Here is a 14,434-nt window from a genome sequence, read left to right on the forward strand (position 1 = left end):
GGCAGCTCAGGCATCCGGCAGGCTCGAGAGCCACTCCAGCAGGGCGGCGTTCACCTGCTCGGGCACTTCATCGTGGGGGCAGTGGCCGGCGTCGAGCACCACCTCAGTGGTGGCGGCTGGAGCGTGACGCTGGAAGGCGGCGCGCCGCCCGGCGGCGTTGATCCAGGGGTCGCGGATCCCCCAGAGCAGCAGCAGGGGGGCCTTGAGCTGGGCAAAGAGTTCGTCCAGGGGCTGGCCACGGGGAATGTCAAAGACCGTGCGGAACACCCCGAAGGCCCCTGGATCCAGCGAGGGCCGCCGGATCGCCTCCACCAGCGCGTCATCCACGTTGCTGCGATCGATGTAGACCTGATTGAGGGTGCGCCGGATCGTGGACGGGCGCCGCAGGTTCTCGAACAGCAGGCGCTGAAGCACTGGACTGCGCAACAGGGCACCGCCGATCGTGCGCTTCGTGATCGCGCCCCAGCCCTTCGGCTCGGCCTGCTCGTCGCTGAAGGGGCCGGCGGCATTGATCAGCACCACCCCGGCCGCCTCGCTGCCCAGGGCCGCCCCTGCCGCCAGGGCGGCAAAGCCGCCGAGGGAATTGCCCACCAGCACCGTGGGCCGCCCGATCTGCTCGCGCACGTAGGCCACCAGCTGATCACGCCACAGCCCTCCCCCGTAGGCCAGCCCCTCGGGCTTGGCGCTGCGGCCAAAGCCCAGCAGGTCGAGGGCGTGAACCTCATGGTGCTCCGCCAGCGCAGGAATGTTGTAGCGCCAGTGGTCGGTGGAGGCGCCGAAGCCGTGCACCAGCAAAATCGCCGGGCCCTGGGGCTGCGGCGGTCGACTGGCCAGGGCGTGGACCCCATGGCCGCCATAGGTCCAGGGCTCGGAGCGGGGGCCGATCAACGCAGGTATGGCTTGGTCGTCGATGCTAGGGATCACTTCGGGGGGTTCGCTCCGTGCTCGAGCTGTCCAGCCTGCTGCCGGGAACGGCCCTGTGGGCTCTGGCCTTGTACCTGCCCCTCTCGCTGCCGCTGGCCCGGCTGGAGGAAGCGCTCACCCAGGGGCCGCTCCCTGAGGGGCTGCGTCAGATCGTGCTGCTGCTGAGCAGCGTGATGCTGGCCTTTGCCGTGGGGGGGATCACCCAGCTGGGTCTGAGCTGGGTCCTCAGCCCCAGCTGGGCCGCCAGTCTCGGGCTGATGGCCGTGCTGGCCGGGGCCTTCTGGACCCTGGCCTCCCGCCGCGACGAGAGCTGAGCTGACGGGCGCTGAGGCTGAGCAGAACGAACTTTGAGCCTCAGGCCGGCTGCTCGGCCAGCTTCTCCTGGCGGCTGAGCACCACCCTCAGCAGGATCGGGGAGAGGAAGGTGGTGCCGATCACCATCAGCAGGATCGCCGCCTCCAGCGCCGGGGTGAGCAGGCCGGCCTGGGTGCCCAGACCCAGGAAGATCAGGCCCACCTCGCCGCGGGGCATCATGCCCAGACCCACCACCAGGCGGTTGGTCTTCTCCTTGCTGACGTAGGTCCAGCCGGAGGCCACCTTGCCGATGATCGCCACCACCAGCAGGAAGGCCGCCATCACCAGACCCGGGCGGTTGGCCGGATCCATCGGGTTGAGCACGGAGAGATCCATGCTGGTGCCGATCAGAACGAAGAAGATGGTGGCGAACAGCGACACCAGCGGCTTCACTGTTTCCTGAATCGCGTGGGTGTGGCGGGATCCGCTCAGGATCAGGCCGGCAGCAAAGGCACCGAGGGCGGCCTCCAGGCCGATGGCCTGGGCGGCGAAGCAGCAGACGCAGAGCACCACGAAGGAGGCCACCACCACCTCGCCGGGGGCCTTGAGTCGATCGAGCAGCCAGTCGAAGGCCGGGGCGGCGGTGCGGCTGAGGAAGAGGGAAGCGGACACGAACACCGCAGCCGCGAGCAGCAACTTGACGATCGGGCCGAGCTCGAATGAACCCCCACCCGCCACCGCCACCACCACGGCAAGGATCACGATGCCGAGAATGTCATCGAGCACCGCGGCGCCGATCACGGTCTGCCCCTCCCGGGTCTTGAGGTACTTCAGCTCACCGAAGACGCTGGCCGTGATGCCAATGCTGGTGGCCGTCATCGCCGCTCCGGCGAACACCGCCGGGATCATCGGCACATCGAAGAAATAGAGCAGACCGAAGGTGCCCAGAGCAAAGGGCAAGGCCACACCGGTGACAGCCACCGTGGTGGCCTGGGCGCCCACCGCCACCAGTTCATCGAGTTCGCTCTCGAGCCCGGTCAGAAACAGCAGGGCAAACAGGCCCAGGGTGGCCACCGCCTGCAGGTTGGGGAACGTCTCGATGTAGATCGCCTGAACCGCATCTGGAGGGAGATCGGCCAGGGAACCCACCGCCGAGGTGAACCAGTTGCTGAGTTCGGCCCCCGTTTCCGGCGGCAGGATCAGGTGCAGCCCGGAGAGGCCGATCAGGACACCGGCAACCAGCTCACCGAGAATGGTGGGCAACTGGAGCCGAACCATCAGCTCGGCCAGGGTGCGCGCCGCAAGGAAGATCAGCAGAAACCGTCCGACCCCGATCAGGGTTTCGGCCACCTCGCCGTTGTGGTTGCCGATCTCGAGCAGCAGGGTCGGAAAAGTCATGCGGGCGGTTGGCGCGTCGCTTCAATGAAGTTGGCCGCGACGTTAGACGGGATCTGCTGCGGGAATTGGAATCTGTCCAGACCAGTCTCTGCACACCATCAGTGAATCCACACTGAATGGCGGCTGGCCAGGCACAGGCCGAACGACTTGCTCCGCCTCAGGACTGTCCGCTTCGCGCCTGAGCCAAACTGGCTAGACGCACGGATCGGACCGGCACGCGTTTCACCGCCCGGCGTTGTTCAGCTTCACCGCTCCACCCCCTTCGCCCCGCCACCATGACCGACGCTCCGCCCAGACAGCTAAGGCTGCCCACCCCGGGCTGCTTTGCCGACCCTGATCGCAGCGGCCTCACGGCCGATGGTGTCTTCGACGGCATGACCGAGCATCTCTTCTACACGCTCGGCAAGCTCGCCCCCACCGCCAGCCACCACGACCTCTACGTGGCCCTGAGCTACGCGGTGCGCGACCGGCTGATGACCCGTTACCTGGCGGGGATCGAAGCGATCTCGGCCACGCCCGCCCGCGTGGTGGCTTACCTGTCCGCCGAATTCCTGATCGGCCCCCAGCTGGGCAACAACCTGCTGATGCTCGGCATCCAGGACGAAGCCGCCGAGGCCCTGCGCCGTTTCGGCATCGACTCGCTCGATGAGATCCTCGAGGTGGAGGAGGAACCAGGCCTGGGCAATGGGGGGCTCGGCCGCCTGGCCGCCTGTTATCTGGAATCCCTGGCCAGCCTCGAGATCCCCGCCACCGGCTATGGCATCCGCTACGAGTTCGGGATCTTCGACCAACTGATCCGCGATGGCTGGCAGGTGGAGATCACCGACAAATGGCTCAAGAGCGGCTGGCCCTGGGAACTGCCCCGCCCCGACCAGGCCTGCTTCGTCGGCTTCGGTGGCCGCACCGAGAGCTACCGCGACACCCAGGGGGAGTACCGGGTGCGCTGGTTGCCCTCCGAGCACGCCATCGGTGTCCCCCACGACGTGCCGGTTCTGGGCTACAGGGTGAACACCTGCAACCGCTTGCGGCTCTGGCAGGCGGAAGCGTCCGAGAGCTTTGATTTCTACGCCTTCAACATCGGCGACTACTACGGCGCCGTGGAGGAGAAGGTGGGCTCCGAGACCCTCTCGAAGGTGCTTTACCCCAACGACGGCACCGATGAAGGCCGGCGCCTGCGCCTCAAGCAGCAGCACTTCTTCGTGAGCTGCTCCCTGCAGGACATGCTGCGCAGCCTGGAGCTGCGTGACCTGCCGATCACCGACTTCCCGGAGCACTGGTCGGTGCAGCTGAACGACACCCACCCGGCCATCGCCGTGGCCGAGCTGATGCGGCTGCTGATTGATCACAAGCACCTGAGCTGGGATGCCGCCTGGGACATCACCACCCGTTCATTGGCCTACACCAACCACACCCTGTTGCCCGAGGCCCTGGAGAAATGGGGCCTGGATCTGTTCGGCTCGCTCCTGCCGCGGCACCTGGAGCTGATCTTCGAGATCAACCGCCGCTTCCTGCAGACGGTGCGGCTGAAGCATCCAGGCAACGAGACGATCCTGCGCCAGGTGTCGATCATCGATGAGAACGACGGCAAGGCGGTACGGATGGCCCACCTGGCCACCGTGGCCTCCCACCACGTCAACGGCGTGGCGGCCCTGCACAGCGACCTGGTGCGCACGCAGCTCTTCCCTGAATTTGCCTCCCTCTGGCCCGAGAAATTCACCAATGTCACCAACGGCGTCACCCCCCGGCGCTGGATCGCCCTGGCCAACCCGCTGCTGCGGGAGCTGCTCGATGAGGTGATCGGCCAGGACTGGGTGCACAACCTCGACGAGCTGCGCAAGCTGGAGGCCTTCCAGAATGATTCCGGCTTCCTGGAGCGCTGGGGCCAGACCAAGCTGGCGGTGAAGCGTCAGCTGGCCCACTACATCCACCGCCAGAGCGGCCTGCTGGTGGATCCCTCCTCGCTCTTCGATGTGCAGGTGAAGCGGATCCACGAATACAAGCGCCAGCACCTGAATGCCCTGCAGGTGATCGCCCAGTACCTGCGCATCAAGAACGGCCTTGGCGACAACCTCGCCCCCCGCACCGTGATCTTCGGAGGCAAGGCGGCACCGGGCTATTACATGGCCAAACTTATTATTCGTTTTATCAACGGCATCGCTGAAACGGTCAACGCCGACCCTGACATGGACGGCCGCCTGCGGGTGGTGTTCCTGCCGAACTACAACGTCACCCTGGGGCAACGGGTGTATCCGGCCTCGGACCTCTCCGAGCAGATCTCCACCGCCGGGCTGGAGGCCTCCGGTACCGGCAACATGAAATTCGCCATGAACGGGGCACTCACCATCGGCACCCTCGATGGCGCCAACGTGGAGATCCGCGAGCAGGTGGGCGCCGAGAACTTCTTCCTCTTCGGCCACACCACCGATGGCATCGAGGCCCTGCGCGCGGGGGGATACCGCCCCTGGGAGCTGATCGCCGGCATCCCGGAACTGCCGGAGGCTCTGCAGCTGGTGGAGCAGGGTCACTTCAGCAATGGCGACACGGAGCTGTTCAAGCCCCTGCTGAAGAACCTCACCGGTCGGGATCCCTACTACGTGATCGCCGACTTCAGCGACTACATGCGTGCCCAGGACACGGTCACCCAGGCCTGGGGCGATCGCACCACCTGGAACCGGATGTCACTGCTGAACACGGCGCGCTCCGGCTTCTTCAGCAGCGACCGCTCCATCCTTGAGTACGCCGAGCGGATCTGGCGGGCAGAACCGTTTCCGGTGACGATCAGCTGCGAGATCGACTGAGGGGCCTCAGGGCCGGTGGTCCGGCAGGTCGGGGGTCTGGTGCAGCAGGCGGTTCAGCCGCAGGCGATCGGCATTGAGGGGGTCGGGGGCAAGCTCTCCGGCCACCTCCCGGAATTTCTGCTCCACATCCTCAGGCACCCGCACATCAAAGATGCGCTCCATCAGCGCTTCGATTGAGAACAGGTGGGCGTTGATGTTCTCCAGATCGGCGATCGCCTGCTGCAGGCTCTCCTCCTCGGGGGAGCCTTCAGCGGCTGCCGGAGCTGCGGAGGCAGGCTGAGGGGCTGGCGCCTCGGCTTCGCCGTCGCCCTGGGTCTTCTGCAGCTCTTCGAGCACCCGGCCCGCCAGGGTGCGGAACGACTGCAGGGCCGCCCAGTTCAGTTCCTGCTGCTGCCGCAGTGTGGGATTCTCCCGGATCAATCGGTCATGTTCCCGATAGAACCGCTGGCAGTCAGGGCATTGGCAGGGCTCTTCGGGCACCGCGCTCCCTTGGTTCCTTAACGCCCATCATGGCATTGGATGTTCAGGGGCGCCGCTGAGAGCTCCTGCCCCCTCAGACCAGGCGATCAAAGGGGCCGAGCAGGTCCAGCTGGTCGTCGTCACCGTCAGCGTCGTCGCTGTCGTCGCCGTCCTCCTGGATGCTGGGCAGCGGGATCTCGATCGAGCTGACCAGCTGGATCACATCGCGCAGGCGCATCGAATCGGCGAACCAGCCCATCGCCTGCTCCATGTCGCCCCGTTGCTCCGCCTCGACTGACTGCTCCTGATGCACTTCGGCCAGCAGCGCTAGCCAGCAGAGGCAGCGGGCCTGGACGACCGAGAGATCCAGCTCGTCGGGCTGGCTGCGGGCAATCCGCTCGCCCTCCTGCTGAACCAGCAAGCGCAGACGCAGATCGTGAAGCTCGTTCATGCAGGGTTCACGGCCGCTCCCACGCTAGCCAGGGAGCCCTGTTTGGGAAGGCCACCACCGGTAGCGTTCCCTACCACCTGGATCGACGGGGCTGGCGGGACTCGAACCCACGACCTACGGTTTAGGAAACCGTCGCTCTATCCGGCTGAGCTACAGCCCCAACGACACCATTATCCGCTCCGATCACCACCCGGCTTAAAGTCGGCGTCGAAAGCAGGCGAGGTGGTCGCGACCGAAGGGATGACGCCGGCTTCGGCTGGTGGCTCCGGCTTCGGTTGAGGAAAGTCCGGGCTCCCCAATGGCCAGGCTTGCTGGGTAACGCCCAGTGCGGGTGACCGTGAGGAGAGTGCCACAGAAACACACCGCCGATGGCCGGGGCCTGGCCCCGCGCACAGGCAAGGGTGCAAGGGTGCGGTAAGAGCGCACCAGCAGCATCGAGAGGTGCTGGCTCGGTAAACCCCGGCTGGGAGCAAGGCCCAGGGACAACGGTTGGCCATGACACCCGTCCCGACACAAGTGAGCCGCTCGAGGCCGCCGGTAACGGCGGTCCCAGACAGATGCCCACCCCGGTCCGCCCCGGCGGGCCGGAACAGAACCCGGCTTATGTCCTGCTTTCACCCCTTCCGGCCTCCGCAGGGAGGCCAATGGTCCTCCGCCAAGCCCCCGTGCCCCTGAGTGACGAGCGCCGCCACAGCCTGGTGGAGTTCCTCGCGGGCCTCGGGCTGGCGGGCCTCGGGCAGACTGATCTCCTGAGCTCCGAGCTCGACCTCGCCCCGATCGAGGAGGCTCTCACCCACAGCTCCGCCGGCCGGCCGATCAACCACGAGCGGTTGGAGTTTCTCGGCGATGCCGTGCTGCGGCTGGCGGCGGCGGAGTTTCTTGAGCGCCACCACAGGGCCATGGACGTCGGCCAGCGCTCGGCTCTGCGGGCCCAGCTGGTGAGTGACCGCTGGCTGGCGGAGCTGGGGAAGCGCTGCGGCATCGAGGCGATGGTGCACCTCGGCCCGGTGGCTGCAGGGGACAGCGCGGCACGCCAGACGATCCGTGCGGAGATCTGCGAGGCCCTGATCGGCGGGCTCTACGAGACCACAGGCAGCCTGGAGCCAGTGCACACCTGGCTCACACCCCACTGGCAGCGCAGCGCCAAGGAACTACTGGCCGATCCTTACCGCCACAACTGGAAGACGGGTCTGCAGGAGTGGAGCCAGGCCCAAGGGCTCGGCCTGCCCCACTACCGCTGCGAAGAACGCAGCCGCCGCCACGGCGACCCTCGCCGCGTCCACTGTTCCTTGGACCTGAAAGGTCAGCCGGTGGGAGACGGCTGGGGAGGGTCCCGACGCGACGCCGAGCAACAGGCAGCCCGCTCGGCTCTGGAGCAGCAGCAGGCGATCAGCTCGCTTCCAGGGTCTTCAACGGCATCGTGACCAGCTTGTCCCAGTTGCCCCCCTCGAACAGCACCGCCGCCTGGCTGCCGCTGATGCGCTGCACGAAGCCCCGGTAGCCGTTGTAGATCGAGCGGACATCACGAACCACCACCGTGGTGCCTGGCAAGACCGGCGCCGCTACTGGCGATGCATCTGCTGGAGAGGAATCAGCCGCAGCCATGGGGGTAGAGCACAAGATGAGTTCATTATCGAGTCGATCGGCAGGATGGGGCGCAGATGCGCGGCAGGTCAGTCGATGGTGGAGAGATGGTGAGCGAAGCGGACGCGCCAGAGGCGTGGCTGGTGGTGGGGAAGGTGGTGGCGGCCCAGGGGCTGCAGGGGGAGCTGAGGGTGGTGCCCCGCACAGATTTCCCTGAGCGCTTCACCCGGCCTGGTCAGCGCTGGCTGCGCCGGGCCCAGGAGCCCGCCCGCGCCGTGCGTCTGCTCTCAGGCCGTCAACTCCCCGGCCGGGAGCTGTTCGTGGTGCGGCTGGAGGGAGTCGGCACACGGGAGGAGGCCGAGGCCCTGGTGCATCAGGATCTGCTGGTGGAAGCGGGCGATCGGCCCCGCCTGCAGGAGGGGGAGTTCCACCTGCTCGATCTGCAGGGACTGCAGGTTCGCCTGGCGCCCCATGGCGAGGTGATCGGCACCGTGGTGGATCTGATCCATGCCGGCAACGACCTGCTGGAGGTGGAGCTCAGCGGTGAACAGCCCCGGCGGGCGCTCATCCCCTTCGTGGAGGCGATCGTGCCACGGGTGGACATCGCCGGCGGCTGGCTGGAGATCACACCGCCGCCGGGGCTGCTCGACACCTGAGGGTGGGGCTGACCGCTGGCGCTCCAGGGAGTTCCCCATAGGATTCGGGCCAGCATTGACCCATCAAGGGAAGATCCGACGATGAGCCCAGCGGCCTCCCTCGTGCCCGTGATCCTCTGCGGCGGCACCGGCACCCGCCTTTGGCCGCTGTCGGGCGCCATTTATCCCAAGCAGTACTGGCCCCTGGCCGGCAGCGGCGAGGAGACCCTGCTGCAACAGACCCAGTTGCGGCTCAAGGGGCTGAACCAGCTGGGCGCTCCCCTGCTGATCTGCAATGAGGACCACCGCTTCATCGTGGCCGAGCAGATGCGCCAGATCGGGGTGGAGCCTGGCGCCATCCTGCTGGAACCTCTCGGCCGCAACACGGCACCGGCGATCGCCGTGGCGGCCCTGCACGCCACCAGCCGGGGGGACGATCCCCTCCTGCTGGTGCTCGCCGCCGATCACGTCATCCAGGACGGAGCACGCTTCCGCGCCACCGTTGAAGCGGGCCGCGCCGCCGCCGAGGGCGGGCTGCTGGTGACCTTCGGCATCGTGCCCACCGCCCCGGAAACCGGCTACGGCTACATCGAGGCTGTGGAGCCCCTGCCCCAGGCCACCCCTGGGCTGGGCGAGCCGCCGATCCCGACCCCCACCCCGATCGCCCGCTTCGTGGAGAAGCCCGATGCCGCCACGGCAGAGGGGTTCCTGGCCAGTGGCCGCTTCACCTGGAACAGCGGCATGTTCCTCTTCCGCGCCAGCGCCATCCTCGCCGAGCTGGAGCGGCTGGCGCCGGAGGTGGTGAGCTGCTGCCGTGCCGCCATCGACCACGACAGCGCCGACCTCGACTTCCTGCGCCTGGAACGGGAATCCTTTGCGAACTGCCCCAATGTCGCCATCGACGTGGCGGTGATGGAACGAACGGGCCTGGGCGCCGTGCTGCCCCTGGAGGCGGGCTGGAGTGATGTGGGCAGCTGGAGTGCCCTCTGGGACACGGGCGCCCGCGATAGCGACGGCAACGTCCTGCGCGGACGGGTGATCAGCGAGGGCTCACGCAACTGCTACCTGCGCAGCGAGCACCGGCTGGTGGTGGGGCTGGGGGTTGAGGATCTGGTGGTGGTCGAAACCGATGACGCCGTGCTGGTGGCCCACCGGGACCGCGCCCAGGAGGTCAAGACCATCGTGAACCGCCTCGCCTCCAGCGGCAGCCCCGAGGGCAAGGCCCACCGCCGCATCTACCGCCCCTGGGGCTCCTACGACGGCATCGTCGAAGGCAGCCGCTGGCAGGTCAAGAAGATCGTGGTCAATCCCGGCGCCAGCCTCTCGCTGCAGATGCACCACCACCGTGCCGAGCACTGGGTGGTGGTTCAGGGCACCGCCGTGGTGGAGAAAGACGGCGTCGAGGAGCTGGTGGGCGAGAACCAGAGCACCTACATCCCACTGGGTGCCAAACATCGGCTCAGCAATCCCGGCAAGATTCCCGTCGAGATGATCGAGGTGCAGAGCGGCCCCTACCTCGGTGAAGACGACATCGTCCGCTTCGATGACCGCTACGGCCGCTCGGACATGAGCCTTACGGTCCGCTGAGAGCTCCGGTCCGCTGGTCTCCCCGAGCTGATCAGGCCGGGGCGGCCACCACCGTCCCGATCAGCTCGGCCCGGGGGAATCCGGCTGTTCGAACAGCGGCCAGTGCCGCCTGAGCCGCCGCCGCCGGCATTGACGCCAGCAGCGGACCACAGGTCTGTGGGTCGATCAGCAGCTCCCGCAAGGGGGCCTTGAGCGCCGCGGCCTGAACCCTGCCGGTCTCCAGCTCCACCCAGGCGCTGCGGTTGGCGGGCGCCAGGCTGCTGGCGAAGCCCCGATCCAGCAGCTCCAGCGCCCCGGAGAAGGCGGGCAGGGCCTGCGGCTCCAGCACCACCCGCAGGGGTTCTGCCGCGGCCTCCAGCATCTCGCCGAGGTGCCCCAGCAGCCCGAACCCCGTCACATCGGTGCAGGCGCGGCAGCCATGGGCGGCCAGCAGCTCCACCAGCGGCTGCTGGCTCTGAGCCATCACCTCCAGGGCCCCATCGATCCATTCCGGCTCCGCCGCACCGGCCATCGCTCCCGCAAAGAGCACGCCACTGCCGATCGGGCGGCTGAGCAGCAACCGATCACCGGCAGCCAGATCGCCCTTGGCCCAGAAGCGGCCAGGCTCAGAGCGGCCGGTCACGCTCAGGGCGAGGCTGAGTCCCTCCGAGGTGGTGCGCTGCTCCAGGGTGTGCCCCCCCACCAGCCGGGCGCCGAGGGGATCGAGCACGGAGAGCACCCCGGCCAGGGTCTGCAGCAACCACTCCTCCTGCAGCGCCGCCGTTCCCCGCGGCAGGGTCACCAGGGCCAGGACACTCTCCACCCGGGCCCCACAGGCCCAGAGGTCGGAGCAGGCATGCAAGGCGGTGAGCCGCCCGTTCAGCCAGTCGTCGCCCACCAGGGCGGGGAAGCCATCGAGGCTCTGCAGCAGCAGTCCTTGATCCAGGGAACCGGCGATCACGGCGGCGTCGTCACCCCCGGGCGAACCCTGATCCGCCGGCCACCCCCCGGCCGCGGCCACACCCAGCCGCTCCAGGGCCCCGCGCAGTGGAGCGGCACCCAGCTTGGCGGCGCAGCCCCGACAGGGGCTCTCTTCGACCATGGGAGCCAGGGCCTGGAAGCGGCTGATGAAGCGGCGGTCGATCCAAGCCTTGCACCACCACAGCCAGCGGGAGGGCCCCAGGCAGAACGATCCCCACTGGGCCAGGGCACGGGGCTGGCCATCGACGGCACCGCCATCGCCCAGCAGCTGCAGGGCATGGCGGGGGGGATGCCAGGGGCGCAGGGGTTCACCGCGCAGGGAGCGGCGCAGGTTGGCCGCCAGTACAGGGGCCACCCGCACCGCCCACACCCCGCTGGGGGGGCGTGGTGCCGAGCGCATTAAACCGCAGTCGCCGCAGGCGAACACGCCGGGATGCCCCTCCACCTCCAGGCTGGCCTCCGTGAACACCCGGCCCGTGGCCGGGTCACTGGGCAGTCCGCTGGCCGCCAGCCAGTGCGGAGCCCGGCTGCCCGTGCAGCGCACCAGGGGACCCGGACCATCGGCCGGCTCGCCGACGTCGGCTTCGGGATCTGGATTCCTCAGGGCCACGCCCGCCGCCGCCAGCATCCGCTCGCCGGCCCGGTTGGCCCCAGGCGAGCCCAGGGCAAGGCTGTCCCCGCGTCGCACCAGCTCCACCCGCAGGCCCCGGGCCTTCAGAGCCAGGGCCACCTCCACCCCGGCCGCCCCGCCGCCCAGCACCCGGCAGGGAGCACCGCCTGGCGCCAGCGACTCCGACCAGGCCAGGAACGGCTCCAGCGGCTTGATCGCCATCCCGCCGGAGCCCGGGGTAACGGCCCCCACATCCAGGCTGAGCCGGTCCCAGCGCAAGGGGGGACGGCCGGCCAGCCGCAGCTCACGCTTGGCCGGATCCAAGCCGGTGATCTCGGCCCGCACGAAACGCACCCCAGCGCGGTCGCAGAGGCGGCGCAGATCGATGGCGGTCTCACGGCGGCCATACAGCCCGGCGATCAGGCCCGGCACCATGCCGCTGTAGAGGGCGGTGCTGGCGCGGCTGACCAGGGTGATCAGCACCCCCCGGGGATGACCCTCCATCGCCCAGCGGCGCAGCAGCAGGGCATGGCTGTGGCCGCCCCCGGCCAGGATCAGGTGCTGCTGGAGTGGGTCCTCAGTCCCCACGCGGCCCATAGCCCTTGGGATTGGCACTCTGCCAGGCCCAGCCATCGCGGCAGATGGCGTCGAGGTCGCGCTGGGTGCGCCAGGCCAGGCGCCGCTGCGCCAGCGACGGATCCGCCACCGTGGCCGCCACATCCCCGGGGCGCCTGGGCACCAGGTCATAGGGAACGGGGGAGCCGCAGGCCCGCTCGAAGGCCGCCAGCAGCTCCAGCACCGAATGGCCCCGGCCGCTGCCCAGGTTGAGGGTGAGCAGCTGGGGGGGCTCAGCCATCAGCACCTCGAGGGCTGCCCGGTGGCCGTCCGCCAGATCCATCACGTGGATGTAATCGCGGACGCCGGTGCCATCGGCGGTGGGCCAGTCGGAGCCGAACACTTGCAACCGTGGCCGGCGGCCCACCGCCACCTGGCTGAGGAAGGGGAACAGATTGTTCGGGATGCCGCCTGGATCCTCGCCAATGCGTCCGCTGGGGTGGGCACCGACCGGGTTGAAGTAGCGCAGCCGCGCCACCCGCCAGCCCGGCTCGCTGGCGTACACATCAGCAAGCATCTGCTCCACCGCCGCCTTGGAGTAGCCATAGGGGTTCACCGGTGCGACCCTGGCGGATTCGGCAATCGGCACCGACTCCGGGGAGCCGTAGAGGGTGGCACTGCTGCTGAAGACGATCGTGCGGCAGCCGGCCTGAACCATGGCCGCCAGCAGGGCGCGGCTGCCACTCAGGTTCACGTCCCAGTAACGCAGGGGATCGGCCACCGATTCAGCCACGGCCTTGAGGCCGGCGAAGTGGACCACGGCCTCGATCGGCGCCACGGCAAAAGCCCGCTCCAGATCCCCTGAGCTGCGCAGATCGCCTTCGATCAGCTGCAGCCGAGGGGCCGCAACCGGGCCGGCCAGCTCCTGGACGCGCCGCAGGGCTTCGGGAGAACTGTTGGAGAAGTCATCGAGCACCACCAGGTGGTGGCCCGCTTCCAGCAGCACCAGGCAGGTGTGGCTTCCGATGAAGCCAGCACCGCCGGTGATCAGCAGTTGGCTCATCCCAGCCTCAGATCAAGGGTGCGCAGACCCGCCGAAGGTGCGGGCCATGGGGGGGCCTGGGGGCTCCAGTCATGGTTGGGCTCAGGCCCATCGCCCTCCGCTGCACTGTCGCCAGCCTGGGGAACGGCGACAGGCTCGAAGGTGATCCGCTCCGAGCCCTCGGCCCCAAGCTCGAAACGGGCCGGGGCCGAGGCCAGACCGCTGATCTCCAGCCTCAGCGGCAGGTGGGGATCGACGCAGGGGTGGAGTGAGGGATAGAGGCGGCTGTGGCGGTAGCGCAGGCCGAGCCAGCCGTCGCCCAGGGGCAGCTCCCGGCCGTTCAAGCGCAGCGAACACGACTGCAGGAACGCCGTGTTGGCCTTCAGCTCCAGACGCTGCAGGGAACTGTCGACAAAGCGGCTGGTATTGCCCCCCTGCACCGGGGTGTCGCAGAGCAGGGGCCAGGGCTCGAGAGCCCGGCGGATCTCCAGGCGGGCGCCCTCCTGCTCCCAGTTCAGCAGCAGGGGGAAACGCCACTCCCAGATCGCGCGGAAGGGTTCAGGCTCCAGCACCAGACCATCTCGGGCCAGCAGATCCAGCACCGCCTGGAGGTCGGACCAGATGGCCTGCGGCAGCTGCATCGCGTCATGAAGACGCTCGCCGAATGGCTCGAGCCGGCTAGGACGGTGAGCCGGATCGAGCAGGTGGGCGGCCAGGGCGCTCCAGAGCAGGGCGATGGCTGCGGTCCAGTCGGGATCGGGCAGGGTTTCGATGGCCCGGAACTCGATCAGGCCCTGGCAGCCGGCCGCCCAGGCGGGATTCCAGAACTTGTCGAAGCTGATCTCGCTGCGGTGGGTGTTGCCACTGCGGTCGGCATGGAGGTGGCGCAGGGTCTCGCTGATCAGGATGCGCTGATCCCCCTCAGGCAGGGATTCGATCGCCCGGTGGGCCAGCAGCAGATCAAGGGAACTGGCACTGCCTTCATCGAGGCGGGGGGCCTGGGAGGCCGGTCCGACGGAGCTGTTGCCGAACAGGTAGGAGAGGCTGGGGTGCCGCTGCCAGAAGCGCAGGATCGCCACCAGCCAGGCCGGCCTTGAGAAGAAGGGATTGGTCTCGAGGCTGGGGCCTCCCCAGAGC

Annotated in this window: 13 protein-coding genes, 1 tRNA gene and 1 other RNA gene; 6 read left to right on the plus strand and 9 right to left on the minus strand. The window is 68.5% G+C overall.

Annotated elements, in window-relative coordinates:
* Positions 1-6: 6 nt before the first annotated feature.
* Positions 7-888, minus strand: coding sequence for an alpha/beta fold hydrolase (locus KBY78_RS02135; protein ID WP_399215153.1), 882 nt, complete (start codon positions 886-888; stop codon positions 7-9).
* A gap of 53 nt (positions 889-941) precedes the next feature.
* Here KBY78_RS02135 and KBY78_RS02140 point away from each other — a divergent pair, with 53 nt between their 5' ends.
* Positions 942-1,238: a hypothetical protein gene (locus KBY78_RS02140; RefSeq protein WP_006172954.1), complete on the plus strand. Its 297-nt coding sequence runs from the start codon at positions 942-944 to the stop codon at positions 1,236-1,238.
* Positions 1,239-1,278: 40 nt separating this feature from the next.
* On the opposite strand, the gene KBY78_RS02145 is transcribed toward KBY78_RS02140, so the two are convergent.
* A complete protein-coding gene (locus KBY78_RS02145; protein ID WP_006172953.1) occupies positions 1,279-2,616 on the minus strand; it encodes a cation:proton antiporter in 1,338 nt (445 codons plus the stop codon).
* A gap of 275 nt (positions 2,617-2,891) precedes the next feature.
* Between KBY78_RS02145 and KBY78_RS02150 the strand changes: the two genes are divergently transcribed.
* Complete coding sequence (locus KBY78_RS02150; protein WP_255142125.1) at positions 2,892-5,414, plus strand: glycogen/starch/alpha-glucan phosphorylase; 2,523 nt, start codon at positions 2,892-2,894, stop codon at positions 5,412-5,414.
* Positions 5,415-5,420: 6 nt separating this feature from the next.
* On the opposite strand, the gene KBY78_RS02155 is transcribed toward KBY78_RS02150, so the two are convergent.
* From KBY78_RS02155 to KBY78_RS02165, 3 genes are all read right to left on the minus strand, one after another.
* Positions 5,421-5,894 carry a hypothetical protein gene (locus KBY78_RS02155; protein ID WP_037981106.1) on the minus strand — a complete coding sequence of 158 codons (474 nt, stop codon included), beginning with the start codon at positions 5,892-5,894 and terminating at the stop codon, positions 5,421-5,423.
* Positions 5,895-5,967: 73 nt separating this feature from the next.
* Complete coding sequence (locus tag KBY78_RS02160; RefSeq protein ID WP_006172950.1) at positions 5,968-6,324, minus strand: hypothetical protein; 357 nt, start codon at positions 6,322-6,324, stop codon at positions 5,968-5,970.
* An 86-nt stretch (positions 6,325-6,410) separates the two neighbouring features.
* A tRNA-Arg gene (locus tag KBY78_RS02165) sits at positions 6,411-6,484 on the minus strand.
* Positions 6,485-6,533: 49 nt separating this feature from the next.
* On the opposite strand from KBY78_RS02165, the gene rnpB reads away from it, so the two are divergent.
* Together rnpB and rnc are read left to right on the plus strand one after the other, a co-directional pair.
* Positions 6,534-6,944: RNase P RNA component class A (gene rnpB, locus KBY78_RS02170), an RNA gene on the plus strand.
* 24 nt (positions 6,945-6,968) lie between these two features.
* Complete coding sequence (rnc, locus tag KBY78_RS02175) at positions 6,969-7,748, plus strand: ribonuclease III (RefSeq protein ID WP_399215149.1); 780 nt, start codon at positions 6,969-6,971, stop codon at positions 7,746-7,748.
* On the opposite strand, the gene KBY78_RS02180 is transcribed toward rnc, so the two are convergent.
* Complete coding sequence (locus KBY78_RS02180; protein WP_255142126.1) at positions 7,714-7,929, minus strand: NAD(P)H dehydrogenase subunit NdhS; 216 nt, start codon at positions 7,927-7,929, stop codon at positions 7,714-7,716. The two genes, rnc and KBY78_RS02180, sit on opposite strands and share 35 nt — an antisense overlap.
* An 86-nt stretch (positions 7,930-8,015) precedes the next feature.
* Here KBY78_RS02180 and rimM point away from each other — a divergent pair, with 86 nt between their 5' ends.
* Together rimM and KBY78_RS02190 are read left to right on the plus strand one after the other, a co-directional pair.
* On the plus strand, positions 8,016-8,564 hold the full coding sequence (gene rimM, locus KBY78_RS02185; protein ID WP_037981488.1) for a ribosome maturation factor RimM: 549 nt from the start codon (positions 8,016-8,018) through the stop codon (positions 8,562-8,564).
* An 81-nt stretch (positions 8,565-8,645) separates the two neighbouring features.
* On the plus strand, positions 8,646-10,130 hold the full coding sequence (locus KBY78_RS02190; protein WP_255142127.1) for a mannose-1-phosphate guanylyltransferase/mannose-6-phosphate isomerase: 1,485 nt from the start codon (positions 8,646-8,648) through the stop codon (positions 10,128-10,130).
* 31 nt (positions 10,131-10,161) lie between these two features.
* Here the strand turns inward: KBY78_RS02190 and selD are convergent, their stop codons facing one another.
* The 3 genes from selD to KBY78_RS02205 all read right to left on the minus strand — a co-directional run.
* Positions 10,162-12,297, minus strand: a complete 2,136-nt coding sequence (selD, locus tag KBY78_RS02195) for a selenide, water dikinase SelD (RefSeq protein ID WP_255142129.1) — start codon at positions 12,295-12,297, stop codon at positions 10,162-10,164.
* Positions 12,278-13,318, minus strand: coding sequence for a UDP-glucose 4-epimerase GalE (gene galE, locus KBY78_RS02200; RefSeq protein WP_006172944.1), 1,041 nt, complete (start codon positions 13,316-13,318; stop codon positions 12,278-12,280). Before galE ends, selD begins: the two co-directional genes overlap by 20 nt.
* A partial coding sequence (locus KBY78_RS02205) for a transglutaminase family protein (protein ID WP_255142130.1) occupies positions 13,315-14,434 on the minus strand: 1,120 nt, incomplete at its 5' end. The genes KBY78_RS02205 and galE, both read right to left, overlap by 4 nt.

It is taken from the genome of Synechococcus sp. EJ6-Ellesmere, from assembly GCF_024345875.1.
Taxonomy (GTDB): domain Bacteria; phylum Cyanobacteriota; class Cyanobacteriia; order PCC-6307; family Cyanobiaceae; genus Regnicoccus_A; species Regnicoccus_A antarcticus.

Coding starts and splice junctions, on each gene's coding strand:
- KBY78_RS02150 (WP_255142125.1), top strand. CDS start 2,892: ATGACCGACGCTCCGCCCAGACAGCTAAGGCTGCCCACCCCGGGCTGC.
- rimM (WP_037981488.1), top strand. CDS start 8,016: ATGGTGAGCGAAGCGGACGCGCCAGAGGCGTGGCTGGTGGTGGGGAAG.
- KBY78_RS02160 (WP_006172950.1), bottom strand. CDS start 6,324: ATGAACGAGCTTCACGATCTGCGTCTGCGCTTGCTGGTTCAGCAGGAG.
- KBY78_RS02190 (WP_255142127.1), top strand. CDS start 8,646: ATGAGCCCAGCGGCCTCCCTCGTGCCCGTGATCCTCTGCGGCGGCACC.
- KBY78_RS02145 (WP_006172953.1), bottom strand. CDS start 2,616: ATGACTTTTCCGACCCTGCTGCTCGAGATCGGCAACCACAACGGCGAG.
- galE (WP_006172944.1), bottom strand. CDS start 13,318: ATGAGCCAACTGCTGATCACCGGCGGTGCTGGCTTCATCGGAAGCCAC.
- KBY78_RS02180 (WP_255142126.1), bottom strand. CDS start 7,929: ATGGCTGCGGCTGATTCCTCTCCAGCAGATGCATCGCCAGTAGCGGCG.
- rnc (WP_399215149.1), top strand. CDS start 6,969: ATGGTCCTCCGCCAAGCCCCCGTGCCCCTGAGTGACGAGCGCCGCCAC.
- selD (WP_255142129.1), bottom strand. CDS start 12,297: ATGGGCCGCGTGGGGACTGAGGACCCACTCCAGCAGCACCTGATCCTG.